The organism is Prochlorococcus marinus CUG1435 (genome assembly GCA_017644375.1).
Lineage (GTDB): Bacteria > Cyanobacteriota > Cyanobacteriia > PCC-6307 > Cyanobiaceae > Prochlorococcus_A > Prochlorococcus_A marinus_AH.
This window is the reverse complement of sequence record JAEPLP010000001.1, coordinates 1,128,315-1,146,791: the sequence shown is the minus strand read 5'-3', so window position 1 is coordinate 1,146,791 and position 18,477 is coordinate 1,128,315. Positions and strand designations below refer to the sequence as shown.

The 18,477-nt window shown below is 33.0% G+C and carries 20 protein-coding genes; 9 read left to right on the top strand and 11 right to left on the bottom strand.

Features of this window, described 5'->3' with window-relative positions; translation table 11 throughout:
* Nucleotides 1–7: 7 nt before the first annotated feature.
* Nucleotides 8–778, bottom strand: a complete 771-nt coding sequence (locus JJ844_06495; GenBank protein MBO6975321.1) for a BMC domain-containing protein — start codon at nt 776–778, stop codon at nt 8–10.
* A gap of 97 nt (nt 779–875) precedes the next feature.
* Between JJ844_06495 and JJ844_06490 the strand changes: the two genes are divergently transcribed.
* The 4 genes from JJ844_06490 to JJ844_06475 all read left to right on the top strand — a co-directional run bounded on the left by JJ844_06490 (nt 876) and on the right by JJ844_06475 (nt 5,313).
* Nucleotides 876–1,244 (top strand): hypothetical protein, encoded by a 369-nt coding sequence (locus JJ844_06490; GenBank protein ID MBO6975320.1) that lies wholly within the window; start codon nt 876–878, stop codon nt 1,242–1,244.
* 157 nt (nt 1,245–1,401) lie between these two features.
* A complete protein-coding gene (locus tag JJ844_06485) occupies nt 1,402–2,658 on the top strand; it encodes a ferredoxin:protochlorophyllide reductase (ATP-dependent) subunit N (GenBank protein MBO6975319.1) in 1,257 nt (418 codons plus the stop codon).
* 5 nt (nt 2,659–2,663) lie between these two features.
* Nucleotides 2,664–4,235 carry a ferredoxin:protochlorophyllide reductase (ATP-dependent) subunit B gene (locus tag JJ844_06480; protein ID MBO6975318.1) on the top strand — a complete coding sequence of 524 codons (1,572 nt, stop codon included), beginning with the start codon at nt 2,664–2,666 and terminating at the stop codon, nt 4,233–4,235.
* 190 nt (nt 4,236–4,425) lie between these two features.
* Nucleotides 4,426–5,313 (top strand): ferredoxin:protochlorophyllide reductase (ATP-dependent) iron-sulfur ATP-binding protein, encoded by an 888-nt coding sequence (locus tag JJ844_06475; protein MBO6975317.1) that lies wholly within the window; start codon nt 4,426–4,428, stop codon nt 5,311–5,313.
* A gap of 6 nt (nt 5,314–5,319) precedes the next feature.
* Here JJ844_06475 and JJ844_06470 read toward each other — a convergent pair whose 3' ends face one another.
* Together JJ844_06470 and JJ844_06465 are read right to left on the bottom strand one after the other, a co-directional pair.
* On the bottom strand, nt 5,320–6,324 hold the full coding sequence (locus JJ844_06470; GenBank protein MBO6975316.1) for a protochlorophyllide reductase: 1,005 nt from the start codon (nt 6,322–6,324) through the stop codon (nt 5,320–5,322).
* 482 nt (nt 6,325–6,806) lie between these two features.
* Nucleotides 6,807–6,911: a photosystem I reaction center subunit XII gene (locus JJ844_06465; protein MBO6975315.1), complete on the bottom strand. Its 105-nt coding sequence runs from the start codon at nt 6,909–6,911 to the stop codon at nt 6,807–6,809.
* A gap of 101 nt (nt 6,912–7,012) precedes the next feature.
* Here JJ844_06465 and JJ844_06460 point away from each other — a divergent pair, with 101 nt between their 5' ends.
* Nucleotides 7,013–7,768: a protein ligase gene (locus JJ844_06460; protein MBO6975314.1), complete on the top strand. Its 756-nt coding sequence runs from the start codon at nt 7,013–7,015 to the stop codon at nt 7,766–7,768.
* On the opposite strand, the gene JJ844_06455 is transcribed toward JJ844_06460, so the two are convergent.
* A complete protein-coding gene (locus tag JJ844_06455) occupies nt 7,765–8,988 on the bottom strand; it encodes a site-2 protease family protein (GenBank protein ID MBO6975313.1) in 1,224 nt (407 codons plus the stop codon). The two genes, JJ844_06460 and JJ844_06455, sit on opposite strands and share 4 nt — an antisense overlap.
* A 55-nt stretch (nt 8,989–9,043) precedes the next feature.
* Here JJ844_06455 and JJ844_06450 point away from each other — a divergent pair, with 55 nt between their 5' ends.
* Entirely contained in the window at nt 9,044–9,700 is a 657-nt protein-coding gene (locus JJ844_06450; protein MBO6975312.1) for a phosphoribosylanthranilate isomerase, read from the top strand.
* Here the strand turns inward: JJ844_06450 and JJ844_06445 are convergent.
* From JJ844_06445 to JJ844_06420, 6 genes are all read right to left on the bottom strand, one after another.
* Nucleotides 9,697–10,437 (bottom strand): GTP cyclohydrolase I, encoded by a 741-nt coding sequence (locus JJ844_06445; GenBank protein ID MBO6975311.1) that lies wholly within the window; start codon nt 10,435–10,437, stop codon nt 9,697–9,699. The genes JJ844_06450 and JJ844_06445 overlap by 4 nt on opposite strands.
* A 153-nt stretch (nt 10,438–10,590) precedes the next feature.
* On the bottom strand, nt 10,591–11,325 hold the full coding sequence (locus tag JJ844_06440) for an SDR family oxidoreductase (GenBank protein ID MBO6975310.1): 735 nt from the start codon (nt 11,323–11,325) through the stop codon (nt 10,591–10,593).
* Entirely contained in the window at nt 11,300–12,307 is a 1,008-nt protein-coding gene (locus tag JJ844_06435) for an acetyl-CoA carboxylase carboxyltransferase subunit alpha (GenBank protein ID MBO6975309.1), read from the bottom strand. The genes JJ844_06440 and JJ844_06435 overlap by 26 nt, the downstream gene beginning before the upstream one ends.
* Before the next feature lie 3 nt (nt 12,308–12,310).
* Nucleotides 12,311–13,351 carry a long-chain acyl-[acyl-carrier-protein] reductase gene (locus JJ844_06430; GenBank protein ID MBO6975308.1) on the bottom strand — a complete coding sequence of 347 codons (1,041 nt, stop codon included), beginning with the start codon at nt 13,349–13,351 and terminating at the stop codon, nt 12,311–12,313.
* Between the two features lie 109 nt (nt 13,352–13,460).
* A complete protein-coding gene (locus JJ844_06425; protein MBO6975307.1) occupies nt 13,461–14,189 on the bottom strand; it encodes an aldehyde oxygenase (deformylating) in 729 nt (242 codons plus the stop codon).
* Nucleotides 14,190–14,301: 112 nt separating this feature from the next.
* Entirely contained in the window at nt 14,302–15,096 is a 795-nt protein-coding gene (locus JJ844_06420; GenBank protein ID MBO6975306.1) for a creatininase family protein, read from the bottom strand.
* 66 nt (nt 15,097–15,162) lie between these two features.
* Here JJ844_06420 and JJ844_06415 point away from each other — a divergent pair, with 66 nt between their 5' ends.
* Genes JJ844_06415 through pgeF form a run of 3 tightly spaced genes read left to right on the top strand, consistent with a single transcriptional unit; the run spans nt 15,163 to nt 18,072 of the window.
* The gene (locus tag JJ844_06415) at nt 15,163–16,365 is read left to right on the top strand and encodes a S1 RNA-binding domain-containing protein (GenBank protein ID MBO6975305.1); all 1,203 of its coding nucleotides are present in this window, start codon (nt 15,163–15,165) and stop codon (nt 16,363–16,365) included.
* The gene (locus JJ844_06410) at nt 16,362–17,267 is read left to right on the top strand and encodes a Tab2/Atab2 family RNA-binding protein (GenBank protein MBO6975304.1); all 906 of its coding nucleotides are present in this window, start codon (nt 16,362–16,364) and stop codon (nt 17,265–17,267) included. The genes JJ844_06415 and JJ844_06410 overlap by 4 nt, the downstream gene beginning before the upstream one ends.
* Nucleotides 17,268–17,325: 58 nt before the next feature.
* A complete protein-coding gene (gene pgeF / locus JJ844_06405) occupies nt 17,326–18,072 on the top strand; it encodes a peptidoglycan editing factor PgeF (protein ID MBO6975303.1) in 747 nt (248 codons plus the stop codon).
* A 6-nt stretch (nt 18,073–18,078) separates the two neighbouring features.
* On the opposite strand, the gene JJ844_06400 is transcribed toward pgeF, so the two are convergent.
* Nucleotides 18,079–18,429, bottom strand: coding sequence for a hypothetical protein (locus tag JJ844_06400; GenBank protein MBO6975302.1), 351 nt, complete (start codon nt 18,427–18,429; stop codon nt 18,079–18,081).
* Nucleotides 18,430–18,477 lie beyond the last annotated feature (48 nt).

Sequence of the window (18,477 nt, the reverse complement as noted above, 5' to 3'; positions counted from 1 at the left end):
AAAATTATCAATAATTTGAAATTTCATCAATTGCTCTTATAGCAGCGGCCGCTGCTTCTTCTACATCTCCTTCTTTCCCAGCGAGAGTTAATCTACCGAAAGCGCCAACTGCCTTTACATCAACAACAGTTATATTTGATGCTTTTTCTGCTTCATTTGCTGCTTTTAAGACATACCCAGCTGGTTCAGTTTCTAATATAAACATGCTCATTCCAGATTGAATCATTGATCCACTTCTGTTTTGTCTATTAATTAAAACAGCATGATCTGGAGTAATTGCTCGAATAACTTCTGTCCAACTCGTTGAAGGTTTGGTTCTTTTTCTAACTTCACTACCAATAGCATCTAGAACAACATCCCCGGAATGCAAAACAGTACTTTGATCTTTATGGTAAAGAGCAAGAGAACCAAATGCTCTTTCAACGATCATCTGTCCAAGCCTTACATTACTAGCCTTTAAGGCAATATCAGTGACTCTATGCACGGCCATCCCAGGTGAAACTTCCATCCATAGGCATGAATCTCCAGGGATTGGTAAAAAACCTCTACTAACAGTTCCCATATATGCCGCCAATTGAGGCTGAAGAGAATCTAAAAAAACATATGTTCTTAACTCAATTTGTTCTACTTGACTTGCTTGTCTGGATACCAAAGACTTTTCTGAGTCAGTTGTAATAAAACAGCTTGCACCACTAGCCTGAGATTGCACCTCAGATCCTGTGACAAGAGAACTCCCTTTCTTTCGTTCCCCTCTGTTTAAACTAGAAGTTGGTTCCATTCACGCGACTATAACGGATAATGGTTCATTTTTTCCATTAAATTTACTTGCATGCTTCCCACAAAACGATAACTTCAAGTAAAAGATATGCATTTTTATGGGAACTTCTCAAAAAAAAGAACCAAATGTTTCTGGCACTGAAAAAGAATTAACTCCTGATCAAACTCTTGGATTAGTCAGCCTAAGCTTGATGCAAAAATTATCTCAGAAAGATCCATCTTTTAGTTGGTTAGAAGAAGATAAAATCGAGAAGGTAAATCTTAAGAACCTTAGAGATAGATTGGAGTTAACGCAATTAGCTATAAATACTGGAGCTCCTTTAACCACTTCAGAAGTGACAGCTTTAATTGGAGCAAAGCCCGGAAAATCTAAGTTAGAAAGAGCAGGATTATTAGCAACGAAAATAGCTAGAAATGTATGGAAAATCTCAAAAACAAGTCAAGGAAATTCCTTCTACAGAAATTAAAATACGCCCAAAAAGTTTTTTTCATAATTCCCATTTAAGTATTTAAACATTCATATAAGTTTTTTAAATGTGTTCATTTTGTAAGAGAACTTATTAATTACTTTCTTAAATTAAAAAGTTTATGCAAGCTTGAAATATAAGCTCTTGAAAATTTTTAATGAGTAAAGTTGAATTTAACAAGGAAACTGGACCGAGAGAAGTTTTTTGCGGTTTAACTTCAATAGTTTGGCTCCACAGAAGAATGCCTGATGCGTTTTTTCTGGTAGTAGGTTCAAGGACATGTGCTCATTTAATTCAGAGCGCTGCTGGAGTTATGATTTTTGCTGAACCAAGATTTGGGACGGCTATTCTTGAAGAAAAAGATCTAGCTGGTCTTGCTGACGCTCATGAAGAATTAGATCGAGTGGTTAATGATCTTATTGCAAGAAGACCAGAAATAAAAACTCTTTTTCTAGTTGGATCTTGTCCAAGTGAAGTAATTAAACTAGATCTTGCAACTGTCGCAGAGAAATTAAATAAAAGATTTTTAGGTCAAGTAAGATTCGTTAATTACTCTGGCAGTGGGATAGAAACAACTTTTACCCAAGGCGAGGATGGCGCCTTAAAAGCTTTAATTCCATTAATGGAGTCATCAAATGAGGAAAAATTATTATTGGTTGGGACTCTCGCAAATAATGTAGAGGATAGGTTTAAAAAGATTTTTAGAAATTTAGGAATTTCAAATATTGAGAGCTTTCCACCACGGCAATCAACAGAATTACCAAAGATTGGCAAAAATACAAAAGTATTATTAACTCAGCCTTATTTAAGTGATACGGTACGAGACCTCAAACATCGGGGTTGTGAAATAATTTCAGCTCCATTTCCTCTAGGTATCGAAGGCAGTACAAAATGGTTTTTAGCTGCTGCCAAAGCTTTCAACATTAGTGAACTTAAAGTTCATGAAATAATTTCGCCTTTAATCAATAGAGCAAAACTTGCTCTTGATTCACACAAAGAAATACTCAAGGGGAAAAGATTATTCCTTCTTCCTGAATCGCAACTAGAGATATCTTTGGCAAGATTCTTGCATAATGAATGCGAAATGGATCTTATAGAGGTAGGTACTCCTTACCTAAATAAGGATTTAATGAAAGAGGAGATTAATTTATTACCTGATAATACAAAAATTGTTGAAGGGCAACATGTAGAAAAACAATTAGATCGAGTGAGAGAATCTAATCCAGACTTAGTAGTTTGTGGCATGGGTTTAGCTAACCCACTTGAGGCGGAGGGGATTAGTACTAAGTGGTCAATAGAAATGGTATTCAGTCCAATTCATGGAATTGATCAAGCCGCAGATTTGGCTGGTCTCTTCTCCAAACCTTTAAAAAGAAATCAAATACTAACTTCAAAAACTTTAGTAACGCATTAAAAACTATGGAATTAACTCTTTGGACGTATGAAGGACCACCACATGTTGGTGCTATGAGAATTGCCTCGTCAATGAAAGACATTCATTATGTGCTTCATGCCCCCCAAGGAGATACATATGCAGATCTTCTCTTTACCATGATCGAGAGGAGGGGGCAAAGGCCTCCAGTAACTTATACAACTTTTCAGGCTAGAGACCTTGGAGGCGATACAGCAGAATTAGTGAAGAAAAATATTAAGGAAGCGGTTGAACGATTCAAACCCAAAACTCTTTTAGTCGGAGAAAGTTGTACAGCAGAACTTATCCAAGACCAACCTGGAGCACTTGCAAAAGGGATGGGGTTTGATATGCCGATTGTTAATCTTGAATTACCTGCTTATAGCAAGAAAGAAAATTGGGGGGCCTCAGAAACCTTTTATCAACTAACAAGAACCCTTTTAAAAGAAAAAGTAAGTTCTTCAGACAAAATAAATCCCCTTAGGTGGAGGGAATTAGGTAGGAGACCAAAAGTTAATATACTTGGCCCTTCATTACTAGGATTTAGATGCAGAGATGATGTAATCGAAATCCAACGCATCCTTTCGGAACAAGGTATAGATACAAACGTAGTTGCTCCATTAGGTGCTAGTCCTGATGATATTGAAAGACTAATTGATGCTGAAATTAATATCTGTCTTTATCAAGAAATTGCTGAAGCTTCATGTGAGTGGCTTAAACGGAACTTTGGAATGGAATATACGAATACTATTCCTATTGGAATAAAAAATACAATTGAATTTATAAATGAAGTTCATGAAAAATTAGATCTTCCTTTAACGAATAAAGAAGAATTAGAAAATAAATCAAAACTTCCTTGGTACTCAAAATCAGTTGACTCTAATTATCTAACTGGTAAAAGAGTTTTTATTTTTGGTGATGGAACACATGCAATTGCAGCAGCCAAAATTGCTAAGGAAGAATTGGGTTTTGAAGTAGTGGGTCTTGGAACATACAGCAGGGAGATGGCTAGGCAAGTAAGAGCTACTGCAAAAGATCTAAATGTAGAAGCTCTGATAACTAACAATTATCTAGAAGTGGAAGATGCCATGAAAAAGACCGCCCCTGAACTAGTTTTAGGGACCCAAATGGAAAGGCATAGTGCAAAAAGACTCGGAATTCCATGCTCAGTAATTAGTACTCCAATGCATGTTCAAGATGTTCCTGCAAGATATAGCCCTCAAATGGGATGGGAAGGAGCAAATGTGATTTTTGATGACTGGGTACATCCCCTAATGATGGGCTTAGAAGAGCATCTTATTGATATGTTCAAACATGACTTTGAGTTTGTTGATGGTCATCAAAGCCATTTAGGGCATACAGCGACAAACACAAATAACATTTTAAATTCTGAGGAGAAAAAAGAAAAAAATAGTAAAGAAGGAATTATCTGGACTGAATCTGGTAGAGCTGAATTAACAAAAGTTCCATTTTTTGTAAGAGGTAAAGTTAAAACAAATACTGAAAAATACGCAATCTTGAGAGGAATTCCAGAGATAAGCGATGAAACTCTTTACGATGCTAAAGCATATTTCAGTTAAATTTGTACTAGTAAATTATAATTAAGTCATGAGTATTTTCACTCATAATCTAAAAGATTTAATCCTAAAAATTCAGTTATAAGAACATATTACCCACTTTTAATACAATTAAATAAATATTTGTTTAGAAATATATTTCATGTGTATCTACGCTGCAAGAATATAAATAATAATGTGTTTTAAGCTTTAAATGACAAGTACTATAAACAGACCTCCTGATGGAGAAGGAAGTGTTCAAGTAAAGCAAGATCCAAAAATAAATATCGAAGAAGGGGCTTTAGTGATTGCCGTGTATGGGAAGGGTGGTATCGGAAAATCAACTACATCATCAAACCTTTCTGCAGCATTCTCAAAGTTAGGTAAAAAGGTTCTTCAAATTGGATGTGATCCCAAACACGATAGTACCTTCACTTTGACGCACAAAATGGTTCCTACAGTTATAGATATTCTCGAAGAGGTAGATTTTCATAGCGAAGAATTGAGGCCAACTGATTTTATGTTTGAAGGTTTTAATGGAGTAATGTGCGTCGAAAGCGGAGGCCCTCCTGCTGGGACAGGGTGCGGAGGATATGTAACCGGGCAAACAGTTAAGTTATTAAAAGAACATCACTTATTAGAAGATACTGACGTTGTTATTTTTGATGTCCTTGGAGACGTTGTTTGTGGTGGATTTGCAGCTCCATTGCAACATGCAAATTACTGTCTAATTGTTACTGCTAATGACTTTGATTCAATATTCGCCATGAATAGAATAGTCTCAGCAATCAAAGCAAAAGCAAAAAATTATAAAGTGAGATTAGGTGGGGTAGTCGCCAATAGATCAAAAGATACAGACCAAATTGATAAATTCAATGAAAGAACAGGTTTAAAAACTATGGCTCATTTTAAAGATGTCGACGCCATCAGAAGATCAAGGCTAAAAAAATGTACTATTTTTGAAATGGAACCAACTGAAGATGTTATTGAAGTTCAAAATGAATATTTATCTCTTGCCCAAAATATGCTTACAAACGTAGAACCTTTAGAAGGAAATCCGCTTAAAGATAGAGAAATTTTTGATTTACTAGGATTTGATTAGTCTAAATTAATCTAATCCAACCAATTTGCTTGTTAGATCATAAGTTTGTTTAGAAGTCTTCGTATCAATTATTCTTTTTGACAACTTTTGAGAAAAAGCTTTTCTACCAGTTTTTTGTCGATTACCCCAGCTCCAATGGACTGATGGTTTAGCAAATTCTTTATAAGTTGCCACTTGAGCGACCCTCTCCCCTGCCAATCTTTGTGAAACATATCCTTTTGTTATGAATTTTTGAAAGATCGGGAAAAGGAATCTAAATAACCAAGGAGTATCTCTAAAAAGTTTTGTATCAGCAACACATCCAGGATATAGAGAATTTACAATAATTTTCTCTTCAGGATATCTTTTTGATAATTCCTGAACGGTTACCATATTACAAAGTTTACTATCCTTATAAGCCTTGCCAGGTTTGAATTTCTTTCCATTTGCCATACTTATTGGAGATAAAAAACCATTTTTAAATCCAGATAAATCTCCCAAATCAGCTGGAGCAGGGATCGGGATCCTTCCTCCAAGTTCTGAATAATTAGCCGTAACAGTCCCCAATACTGTTATTCTCGGCTTGAATACCGTAGATTTGCCATTTAAAACAATTTCTCTTTCTGAAGATAAAATATTTTCGATAAGAAGGTTTATCATAAGAAAATGACCAAAATGATTTACTGCCATAGAGTTTTCAAAACCCTGAGGAGATCTTTCAGGTCTCTTTAGTCTCGGCTTATAAACTGCCGCATTACAAATAAGAGAATTTATTGGTTTTTTAAATCTTTCTAATATTTCTTTGCAACCTTTTCTCACATCATCCAAGTTAGAAAGATCTATTTCTATAAAGTTAACATTTTTAATTTCCTCTTCTGTCAAGAATTCCTCAGCTATTTTTGTAGCTCTTTTATTTGATCGATTAACCGCTATAACCTCCCATCCAAATCTTAATAGAGGTTTTAGAGTATTTAATCCAACTCCTGAAGTTGTTCCTGTTATTAGGACTAAACCCTTAATGTTCTTACTCACTAGAAAAAAGTTAATAGAAAATGAAAAGAATGATTCAAGATCATCCTTATCAACGCCATATTACTCTGATAATGTCCCTAGAAATTATCTGATCCTGATCCTTCATAAATCTTTGCTCACCTTCAGATGAAAATAAATCATCAAACTTATTTGTTAAAACATTAAATCTATATTTTTCATATGAGAATGAGTCTTGAATTTCCCTTAATCTGGTCAGCCTTACTTTTGAGCTATAGCCTAGTTTAATCAAGCTTATTATTGCTAAAAGGGAAAAGCAAAATTTTATAATTAAAAAAATTAAAGACACAGAATTATACTGTTTCTGCTGTCTTTTTATAAATCTAGACCCTAGATAATTTTTGTAAACAATACTATTTTTATAAAAAGATTTTGACACATTTGGAAATTGATATTTTTATTGAATAAATCAATTTAGTCTCATTATATTATTACCTTATAATTTTAAATTTTACTAATAGATTTTAGTTCCTACCTAAACTAATTCCTAGTCTTAGTGCTAAAACTCCTGCATGCATAACTACTATGAGGCTTAATGCAATTAGATTTATTGTTTGAGTTGGCTCCATGTTAAAAAAAATATTTCCTATATTCTCCTCTGAAAAGAGGGAATTTGAAACACTATTACAAAATGATGTTACGTAATTAACAAATTGAAAGAAAAAATTTATTGAAAATTATCATAAATAAAACTACAAAGTTAATTTTGGGAATAGAAAATCAGGCTTTAATTTTTTCGACAAATAATTTGCCTGGATTTGATCAAATGGCTTTAGATTTAAAATCTTTAGATCAGACAAATTCGAATCCTGAAATAATTCTCACATTGCGCTTCTACTATTGGACTGGGGATTGGATTTCAATTGGATATCACCAAAAGGAAATTCCTGTTCATTGGAAAAATTTATTATCAAAAGGAGAAGTTAATATTGTCAGACGTCCCTCTGGGGGGGGAGCTGTTTTGCATTCAGGAGGCATAACGTATGCATTAACATTTAAAAAAACTTACTATAAAATCTTAAGTTATGAAATGGTTAATAATTGGTTAATTAAAAGTTTTAGAGAATTAGGTCTAAAATTGCAATATGGTAATTCAAGAAAATCACGCATTAAAACAAATTGTTTTGGGACTTCATTGATTTCTGATTTAGTTGATCAAGATGGTTTTAAGAGAATAGGAAGTGCTCAATTTCGTAAAAAAGGTGCATTCCTTCAACATGGAGAGATTCAAACAAATCCTTCAAAAGATTTATGGTTCAAATTATTTAAAGAAGAAGCTCCACCAAAAATGAATATAGACCTAACAAATGATGAAATAGTTCAGCATTTAAGAAATTCATTCTTGGAGAATAAATCAAATATAAAGTTCACAAATATAGTAATAGATAATAAAAATATTAAAAATTATTGTGACACAGATTCTTAAAGATCTCCTTTCTGCTTCATTGAATTAATAATTTTTGGCAATTGAATTCCCAACGGATATTGATTTTTGTAATTTAATTTGTTGACAATCTCAGATGGCAAATTAAATCCTAATTTATTCAATACGAAGTTTCCAATTTTAGACCTATCAATTATCCCTAAAGGGATATTTGCAGCATTGAGAACCAATAAAAAACCTTCTCTTGTTTCTTCAATTTTCTCTATAGTTTTCCATAATTTATCGTCATTATATACACTAACAAAACTATCGATTGGCTTCTTAAAATCTCCAACAAATTTGCGATCCCATTTTTTTATGGATACTTTTTTTAAGATTGTCACATCAACAAAACCAGTCCATCTTCCATTATTCGTAACAAAAAAATATTTATCTGATGCATCTTTTTTATTCTTTATTGAAGTATTTAATTGTGAGAAATTAGAATCGAATTCAATTTTTCTTAAAGGCTTTAATTTAAGCTCAGAAACTTTACTAAATTTTAGTATGTTTTCAATTTTAAAAAATTGACTTTCTGACTTTGAAGAATTAACTCCAAATAATCCTAAAAAAGAAAGAATAAAACCATAGTAAAAGTTAAATCTAAACAAACAAATTATCCCAAATATGAGAACTAAAAAAGATAAAGATAAATTTACTTTGTTGAGAAATTTTCTTCCTTTGTTTTTACTACCTGAGAAATACCAAATAATGCTTTTTAATAAATTTCCTCCATCTAAAGAACCTATAGGAATCAAATTTAAGAAACCTAAGAATAAATTTAATATACCTACTCTAGAAATAATATTGATAGATATTATGTCTTGAGATGCATTATAATTACTAATTAAAAGTAGGATAAATGCTGTAGCGAAACATAATAGGGGTCTAACAATTGCGATTTTTATATTACCTATAGCCGTTTGACAATACTTATCTATTTGTAAAATTGCTCCGAGAAAATAAAAAGTAATTTTCTTTATTTTTACACCCTGATTTAAGGAAACAAAGGTATGTAAAACCTCATGGGAAATAATAGAAGATAATAAGAAAAAAGAAGTCAAAACCCCTATAATCCAAGCTTCTTTAGTATTGTATATATCGCTAGAAGATAAATTGACCTGATTACTTATGCTCCATGAGAATAAAAAGAGAATAACAAACCAATAGGGATGAATTTTGAAGGGAATTCCCCACATTTTAAAAATTTGCCAACTTCTCAAAAATAATCTCCGCTATATTTAGCAATAATATCAATTTTACACGCAGGATAATGATATGCCCAAGACTAATCCTCTAGTTAAAATTTGTGGACTAACGTCTGAAGAACAAGCTATTCAAGTCGCTAAATTAGGAGCGAATGCTATAGGCATTATTTCGGTTGAGGAGTCCCCTAGGTATGTCTCAGCTGAAATTAAGAAAAAAATATTTAAAACCTTGGAAAGCTTTTATCCAAAAATCGATAGAGTAACCGTTGTCCAAAATTGTCCTATAGATTTAATTATCAAAGACTTCTTAGGCAACCCAAGTGAAACTATCATTCAATTACATGGAGATGAAGATATTGATTACTGCAAAAAAATAAGAGAAAAAATTCCAAATATTGGCATATGGAAGGCTTTCAGGATAAAAACAAAACAAGACTTGGATAAAATAAAACCTTTTGAAGATTTTGTAGATGCAATACTACTTGATTCTTGGAATGAAAAAACTTATGGAGGTTCAGGGGAAAAAATAAAATCTACTTATCTAAAGAATCTGCAATTTACCAAACCTTGGTGGTTAGCAGGTGGAATATCAATTAAATGGATTGATGAAATTTTAAATGAAGTCAAACCAAATGGACTAGACATTTCTAGCAGTATTGAAACATCCCCAGGTTTTAAAGATATAAAAAAAACAGAGGAACTATTTAAGTTTTTAAAAAGAAATTAGTAATTATTAGTAGCGGACTGCTGTTTTACAAGCTCAAAAAATTCTTGTTTTAAACTTAAATCGTGCCTGAAATCACCTCTTACTACAGAATTAATCATACTTGTATTTGGTTCTTTAACTCCCCTCCACTTCATACAATAATGTTGGGCCTTTACAATAATACCTAAACCTTTAGGTTCACACAGTTTTTCGATTTCATCTGCAAGAATCATTACAGCTTCTTCCTGAATATGGGGTCTTGAAAAAACCCAATCAGCAACCCTAGCAAATTTTGAAAGCCCTATAACTTTATTTCCAGGTTTAATACCTATCCAACACTCTCCTAGAATTGGAACTAAATGATGTGAACATGCAGATCTTACAGAAATTGGACCAACTGTATAGATTTCATCAAGATTCTTGTCATTAGGGAAACTTGTAACTTTAGGTTGTTCATGATATCTACCTTTAAAAACTTCATTTAGATACATTTTTGAGACTCTTTCAGCAGTTTCTTGAGTATTATGGTCATTCTCAACATCAATTACGAGGGACTTTAGTAAGTCTTTAACTCTTGAGGCTACTTCTTTTTCTAAAATTTCTAATTCACCAGGATTTATAAAATCAGAAATATTATCGTTAGCACTAAATCTTGTACCAGAATTCTTAATTCTGTCTCTTATAATTTCAGAAATTAGTTTATTAGTAATCTGGTCGTCAAAGTTTCTAATATTATCGTTGGGTAATGTAGAGGTCATAAAATTCTAAACAGAAAATTGTATACAACTTGATTAACTGTATCTTCCAAAAGCTTAATTGCTAATCTACTATATCACATTCTCTTGTTCAATCGGGTTCAAAAAGCACTAAAAAAAATCACTATTTTAGGATTAATCAGATAAACAGAATGTTTAAAAGGCTCCACCAGAAGGCATCAAAGTCAAGTCCTCTATCAATTGTGATTCAGGTTTTTGAGCCATATATAAAATAGTATTTGATACCTCGCTTGGGGAGAGCATAGAAGTTCTATCAAAATCAGAATTAATTGACTCGGAGTCCCAAAGAGGAGTATTTACTGAACCAAGAGTTATTGTACACGCTCTTATTGAATTAGATCTTTCTTCTTCCCTCAAGCATTTAGTAAACATCCCTAGTGCAGATTTTGAAACACAATAAGCTCCCCATTGGGGGAATGCATTATAAGAGGCATGACTACTAACATTAATAACTAAACCACCATTTTTTCTCATTTGAGGAATGACTGAGCGACAAATTTGAAAAATACTTGTGAGATTTATTTGAATAGTTTGTTCCCATTGACCTAGATTCATTTCAACTAAGGACCCATTGAATGCACAGCCGGCATTATTTATCAAGACTGAAGGGCAACCATATTTCTCAATTGCCCGTTTAACACAATATTCTATTTCTTGAGGATTAGATAAATCACATTTAACCAGACTAATTTTTGATCTAGTAGTTAATAGTTCAGCCTTAAGTTTCTCCATTAAATCCATATTCCTGGAAAGTAAAATTAAATCCCAGCCTGCATTTGCGAAAGTAATTGCGGTAGATCTACCAATACCTTTTGTAGCGCCAGTTATAAAAGCTAATTTCAATTTATTCAGTTTTTTGAGGAACTTCACTATAAATCTCTTCAATATTATTTGCTTCGATAAATTTACCTAGAACCCTAAATTTTTTATATCTTTCCTCAATGAGTTCATCTTTAGTCATTTCTAGCAATGCATTAAGGTGCTTCTCGATAGCCTTCTTTAGTGTATTGCCTGCTTCTAAAGGAGCCCAATTATTTCCCCCAGAAGGTTCTGGTAATACTTCATCTATTATCCCCAATTTAAGTAAATCTTTACCTGTAATCTTAAGTGCTGATGCAGCTTCTGGCGCTTTTGCAGCATCTCTCCACAAAATTGATGCACATGCTTCTGGACTAGCAACTGTATATACACTGTGTTCAAACATTAGTAACTTATCGGCAACACCTATTCCAAGTGCACCTCCTGAACCGCCTTCTCCAATGACAGTAGCCACGATTGGGACTTGCATTCCAAACATCTCTCTTAGGTTTCTTGCAATTGCCTCCCCTTGCCCCTGTTCTTCAGCTTTTAAACCAGCATAAGCTCCAGGAGTATCAATAAATGTCAGAATTGGCAAGGAAAATCTATTTGCATGCTGCATTAATCTAAGAGCTTTTCTGTAACCTCCTGGTTTGGCCATCCCAAAGTTTCTTACTACATTTTCTTTGGTGTCCCTTCCTTTCTGATGCCCTAACATCAACACTGGTCTATTATTTATTGAACCTATTCCTCCAATTAGTGCCATATCATCGCCTCCGTTTCTGTCTCCATGTAATTCAATCCAGTCATCACAAAACATTTGAACAAAATCCAGAGTGCTGGGTCTTTGAGGATGTCTAGCCACCTGTATCTTTTGCGCAGGAGTTAGAGATTTAAATATTTCTTCTCTTCTCCTGGCAGCTAAGGTCTCAAGCTGTAGAAGCTGTTGACTAACATCAACTTCTGAATCTCGAGCTAATTCTTTAATTTGCTCTATCTGCTTCTCAAGTTCAACAAGAGGCTTTTCAAAATCAAGAAGGTAACGTTTAGCCATAATTCAGACAGTCAATACTTTAGGGTGTTTATCAAGTCCAATAGCAGAAAACCCATGTTTTAAAGAAGCTGCTCCAATAAATTCCATCTTTTCAAGAGAAATATTATTTCTTCCCCAACTAAAGTTCGTATGACACTTTTCAAATTCTAAAATCATAGCTTCTGCAAAGCAAGCAAACATCTCTCTCTGAGGGTTTTGCATTTCTGCAAGTTCCATCATATTCCAACCTATATCATTAAAAAACTCTACTATACCCCCTTTTAAAACATGAATATTTTCACCCTGAAATTTCTCATCAAGATTTTTTGGGTATCCGCCATCAATCATTAAACATGGTTTTCTCAAATTATCAGTGTTAATTTCTATAGTTTTAGGCATGCTTGCAACCCATACAACAATATCCGCCTGAGGCAATGCCTCATCTAAACTTGTGATGGTGCCACCATCTAACTCTTTCTGTAGCAGAGCTAATGGTTCTTGTTGTCTTGCTACCATAAGAAGTTCTGAAATCCCAGTTTTATTGATAAGCCACCTACATACAGCACTACCAATGTCACCTGTAGCACCAATTACAGCAACGGTTGCTTTTTTAAGATCAATTCCAATGCGAGGAGCATTTATTTCTAGTTGCTTACAAATAACCCAGGCGGTGTGAGTATTGCCTGTAGTAAACCTTTCCCACTCTAATGAAGTATTTCTAATTTGTTTATGCTGTAGAAGATTAAAATTTTCAAAAATAATAGAAGTAAATCCTCCTAAAGCGGTAATGTTAATCCCTTTTTTCTGAGCTAGTTCCATAGCATTTAGTACTTTTCTTCTAGCCGTTTTAAACCTAGAAAGCATTTCAGGAACAAAGCACGAATCTATATAAGAACCTTCAATAGATATTCCAGTAGCACTCTTAACTTCTACATTTTCAACAAGCTGAGGAGGAGCAGTACACCAAACATCCAAGTCGCCATCAGCAATATGATCAAAGCCTAACATCGAAGCTTTTCTTTTTGCATCTTCAAAACTGGTTGAGTGGCCTATTAACCCAAACATTTAAAATTTATAAATGGTTTCTATACGATGTTATGAACAATAGCACAGAGGTAACTACTTAAATAGGATTGATTAATTATTAAAAAGACTTAATTAATTAGAAATATAATTAGACGATAGCTGCCATAGCCATTCTTGCAATTTCTCTATTATCTAGACCTATTTCCATCAATGTATCTTGATACGCAATCATAAATTCTTCCATTAATTCTTCTCTGTCCATAGCTAAAACTGATGCGTCATCTGCTACTTCATCTAACATCTTTTTAATTAACGGAAGATTAACCTTATTAGCTTCCATTAATTCCTCTTTACAAGTAGATAAATTCTCTTTAAGCCACTCTTGACCATAATTTAAATGAAGATATTCATCTTTAACCACTCCCTCTGTTATTTTTTTTGCAAAAGGATCCGCAACTCTTATGTAGACGTTATAAGCAGAAATTGCAAATGCTTCAATTAAGATGGCTTGTATTAAAAGACAGGTCGTTAAATTTCCTTTTTCAAGAGCAACTTGAAAATTACCATGTAATTTAGAAAAGAATTTTTTAGCAAATTCCATATCAGCTACTACACCTAAATTTCTTCCACATGCAGTGAAGCCTTTTTTATGCTTCATTTCCATTCTCGCCAATTTAGTTAACTCCTCTAACTCATTTGGAATTAAAGTTGCTATTGAAATGTAATTATCATGAGCCTCTTGCTCTCCCTCTATAACAATTGCATTTATTCTGCTGTATGCATCCTTGTAAGAATCTGTAGTGAAATCGGGTAAATCCAGAGAAATAGGATTAGTCGATTCTTCAATAGCTTTTTTATTTGATTCTAGAGTTTGCATGTCGGTAGTCTTTAGCTCATTATGCATGAATATTACATTATTATAGAGAGTTTATTTAAATATCATGAAAATAGTTTCAATTGTTAAGTCACATTTTTTACTAATGACTTATTTAAGAATTGTTTGGCCAATCTGATTGCATCAGATTCATAATCAATTTGAACCAATGATTAATCAATAATTCCTTTAAATTTTTTCCTAAAGACTCATTTGCTCCTCTGCTATCGCCTATAACACCTGATTTACTGAAGTCGTCGGTAAGCCAAGCAGTAGGCGCATTACCCTCTAGACTCCAGCCTTCTGGGATCTGACCTTTAATACCCTCATTTGGACGTTCATCACCTACTAATTCTGGTTTTAGAGCAAGCATCAAACTTGTCTCAGCTAAAGAAGCATGCAATCCATCCTCTATCTCCGTTTTTGTTAACAATTCATTTAGTCCATTAACACCACTCCATAAGAAACAAGGGAAAACTGCCATCCCAGGTGCGAAACTTCTTAGCTCTCTTGCAGCTGTGTTTAGAAGTGAGATTTGACCTCCATGCCCATTAATCATTATCAATCTTTTAAAACCCATTTCAGATAATTGACCTCCAACTTCCTTAATCATTGAGGTTATTAAATTCGAGGAAAGTGAAATTGTACCTGCAAAACCCTTATGTTCAGGAGAAAAACCAATATATTGAGTTGGAAGTTTTTTTAATGGAATATCTGGAGAGAATAATTTAAAAACTTCGCTAATGATTTCATCAACAAAAATACTATCTGTAGCAAGAGGCAAATGCGGTCCATGTTGCTCAACAGCACCGAATGGCCAAATCACTGTTGATCTTTTATCTTTTGCAATACTCTCAATTTCTTGCCAATTTAAATATTCGAATTTATTAGGTATTGGTTTAAAATTCATTAATTTTAATTTTGAGTACTAACATTTAGAGTATGTTAATAATTAATTATTCTTATTTTACCTACGATGGGAGTCAATAATAAAAATACCCAAGATAATATCCAACAAAAGGGCAGTAAAAAACCTCTTCAGGTACTTCATATAAGCAAGAAAGATACTCAAAAAGAATCTCAAGAGATAACTAATGAGCAAACCAATTCGCAAGAAGAAATTAAAAGAGAAAATATTGCTACCAAACCTCAAATATTTAAAGATGATTCAGTAAAAGAAATTGAGGATAGTAATGAAAACACTAAGAATTTTGATATTTCACAACAAAATTTAAATAGACCCCTTAATTTTTCTGAGCAAAGTACAGATTTACAATTAGAAAGAACAGTTGATGAATTCGATTTTGACGAAAGTGCTTTTTTAGAGGCTTTAAATGCAAATGAGCCGATTGGGGCTACAGGAGAAACAATTTCAGGGAAGGTTATAGCGATCGAAAGTGATGGACTATATATTGATATTGGTGGAAAAGCACCTGGTTATATGCCCAAAAAAGAATGTGGGTTAGGCGTCATAACAAACTTTAAAGAAAAATTTTCTATTGGCCTTGAAATGGAAGTTTTGGTTATCAGGGAACAAAATGCTGATGGGATGGTAACAGTGAGCGCTCGGGCATTAATTCTCAGGCAAAGTTGGGAGAAAGTATCAAGTTCCGCAAAAAATGGTGAATTAATTGACGTTTTAATTAATGGTTTTAATAGAGGTGGGCTTACGTGTGATGTGGATGGATTAAGAGGATTCATCCCAAGATCCCAACTTGAAAATGGTCAAGATCATCAATCTTTTGTTGGCAAAACTTTAAAAGTAGCCTTTCTTGAGGTGAATCCAGAATCAAGAAAATTAGTTCTTTCTGAAAAGAAAGCATCATTAGTCTCTAAACTTACAAGTCTAGAATTGGGTCAATTAATTGAAGGGGAAGTTTTAGCAGTAAAACCATATGGATTCTTTATTGATTTAGGAGGGGCTAGTGGACTTCTTCATCAATCTTCACTAACAAATGGATCGATTCGTTCTTTACGAGAAATTTTTAGAGAAGGGGAAATTATAAAAGCTTTAATATCTGAAATTGATCTCGAAAAAGGGCGCATTGGTCTTAATACAGCACTCCTAGAAAACTCTGCCGGAGAATTAATTATTGATAAGCAAAAAGTTATGCAAGAAGCTACAGATAGAGCACTAAAAACCAAAGCACTCTTTGATAAAAAAGAACAAGATAAATGAGTATCAATAATAAAACAGAACCAAGTCTTGAATTAAAAATTTCAGATTGGGAATTAGACTTTTACTCGAGACCAATTATTGAATCAAATGGAAAAAAAAGATGGGAGTTAATTATTTGTTCTAAAAGAAGTTATAAGACAGAAAATATTTTTCTTTGGAATAAAAAATGCCCTGCTAACGAAGTTAATTCAGTATGGCTTACAAAGGCACTAAATGAAGCAATTAATGATGCAAAAAAAGAAGGCTGGGCAAAACCCTCAATAGTTAGGTTTTGGAGATCGTCAATGAAATCTATCATTAAGAAATCTCTTGAGGCTACAAGTATTGAGGCTCTTGTTAGTAGAAGAACTTACGATTTATTCGATAGAATCGAATTCCTTGAAAAAGAGATTTATCCAAAGGAAAAAGGTTATGTAAGAGGGGTACTAGCTCCTAATTTCACTTCCAAAATGGAAAACTCCCCTAAACCTTTACCAGAAGCAGTGAGAGGTGATGCTTTAACTATCTCTGAAATATCTATTGGCGAATTAAAATCAGCAGAAAATTGGCCTATGGAATTTGGAGATATTTTCCCAATTAAGAAAGACTTGTATGATAATAATTTAGTGCCAGGATTAAGACTTTTTAGCAAAGATAGATCTCTAGCACTTTCAGCTTGGTTCAGTTGTTTAGAGCCTATTAAATTGGCTATAAGAAAGAATCAACTCATCCTAGAAGCTTCAGAAGACGATAAGTGGCTCGTAACAGATTTACCAGAAAAAGATGCAAACATTTTAAGTAAGAAGTTTTTAGAGAATAAAAAAAATTCTTTTGGTTATCAATTCATTTCCATACAGTCGACCCCATACATTGAAAAATTTGCAGGATTCTGGATCTTGAGAGATATTGAATTAATTTCATAAATTCAGTTTGGGAGCAGGAACTATTCCTTACAAAGAAATATATTTCTCGAAAGCTGAAATTTTTGTTCAAAACAAAAAGTTTGAGTATTATTTATCACCTATTCTTAGTAAATATAATTTCAAACATGCATACTTTACGAAGTCTAGCTCTAAGGAATTTCTTCAACTATTAGGTAATCACTTTAATGAAAATTACATAAATTGTATTCCTAATCAAATTCACAGTAATATGGTAGTTTTTGGATCAAATTCGCAAGAAGTAAGTAAGACTGATGCAGATGGTCTTGTAGGTGATAAATTCAATCAAAACTTATGGATTTACACAGCTGATTGCATGCCAATATTTTTTGCCGATAAAAGGACAAGAAATGTAGCAGCCTTGCATTGTGGAAGAAAAGGTTTAGAAAAAAAAATAATAAAAAATTTGGTTAAAATTTTTGATAATTTAGGGACATGTAGAGATGACTTACTTGTTGCGATAGGGCCCTCGATATCGAAGGAAAATTATCTAGTTGATAAAATGACACTCAAAGAATTTTATAGAAAGACCGAAAACAAAAAAATAACGGTAAATTTGACCAACACTGAAAAAGATTTTTATTTTTGTGATTCAAATCACTTAAAAAAGGAAAATTTAAACAAACTTGATCTTAAAAGATCTGCTTATAGACAACTTTTAAATGAGAACATTCCTAAAACAAATATAAACATCTCAAATTTATGTACTTACAAATTAAAAAGTGAATTTAATTCCTGGAGAAGGAGCAAAACAACCTCGAGGCAATGGAACTTTATTTGCTCATAGAGATAGTTAACTAGGACAAATTTCACTAGTTAAGTCATTAGCGACTAATAATTCGGTCATCTCCTTTGAACCTTTAATATTAAAAACTTTGGCTAACAATAAATTCTCTTTAAAACCAAAAGGTTTTATTTTTACTTTGCTTCCCCTTGGGAACTCAGTCTTAAGTATATTAATGGCTTCTATCTCATCATTTTCATTTACATCTACACAAAATAATCCAATGGTTAAATTCCTATTTTGGTCCCCAACCAAAATAGTATCTGAACTTTTAATTTGAAGAATTTCAGCCGAATCAACCATTACAGGGCTGAGAACAATCAAGCAGATTATAATTAAAATTTTTGATAAATTTTTCAATTCAGAAATATCTAAATTTTTGATTATTTTAAGTTTAATTTTTTAAAA

Coding starts and splice junctions, on each gene's coding strand:
- JJ844_06495 (MBO6975321.1), bottom strand. CDS start 778: ATGGAACCAACTTCTAGTTTAAACAGAGGGGAACGAAAGAAAGGGAGT.
- JJ844_06465 (MBO6975315.1), bottom strand. CDS start 6,911: ATGGAGCCAACTCAAACAATAAATCTAATTGCATTAAGCCTCATAGTA.
- JJ844_06450 (MBO6975312.1), top strand. CDS start 9,044: ATGCCCAAGACTAATCCTCTAGTTAAAATTTGTGGACTAACGTCTGAA.
- JJ844_06485 (MBO6975319.1), top strand. CDS start 1,402: ATGAGTAAAGTTGAATTTAACAAGGAAACTGGACCGAGAGAAGTTTTT.
- JJ844_06445 (MBO6975311.1), bottom strand. CDS start 10,437: ATGACCTCTACATTACCCAACGATAATATTAGAAACTTTGACGACCAG.
- JJ844_06475 (MBO6975317.1), top strand. CDS start 4,426: ATGACAAGTACTATAAACAGACCTCCTGATGGAGAAGGAAGTGTTCAA.
- JJ844_06425 (MBO6975307.1), bottom strand. CDS start 14,189: ATGCAAACTCTAGAATCAAATAAAAAAGCTATTGAAGAATCGACTAAT.
- JJ844_06435 (MBO6975309.1), bottom strand. CDS start 12,307: ATGGCTAAACGTTACCTTCTTGATTTTGAAAAGCCTCTTGTTGAACTT.
- JJ844_06415 (MBO6975305.1), top strand. CDS start 15,163: ATGGGAGTCAATAATAAAAATACCCAAGATAATATCCAACAAAAGGGC.
- JJ844_06420 (MBO6975306.1), bottom strand. CDS start 15,096: ATGAATTTTAAACCAATACCTAATAAATTCGAATATTTAAATTGGCAA.
- JJ844_06480 (MBO6975318.1), top strand. CDS start 2,664: ATGGAATTAACTCTTTGGACGTATGAAGGACCACCACATGTTGGTGCT.
- JJ844_06410 (MBO6975304.1), top strand. CDS start 16,362: ATGAGTATCAATAATAAAACAGAACCAAGTCTTGAATTAAAAATTTCA.
- JJ844_06430 (MBO6975308.1), bottom strand. CDS start 13,351: ATGTTTGGGTTAATAGGCCACTCAACCAGTTTTGAAGATGCAAAAAGA.
- JJ844_06490 (MBO6975320.1), top strand. CDS start 876: ATGGGAACTTCTCAAAAAAAAGAACCAAATGTTTCTGGCACTGAAAAA.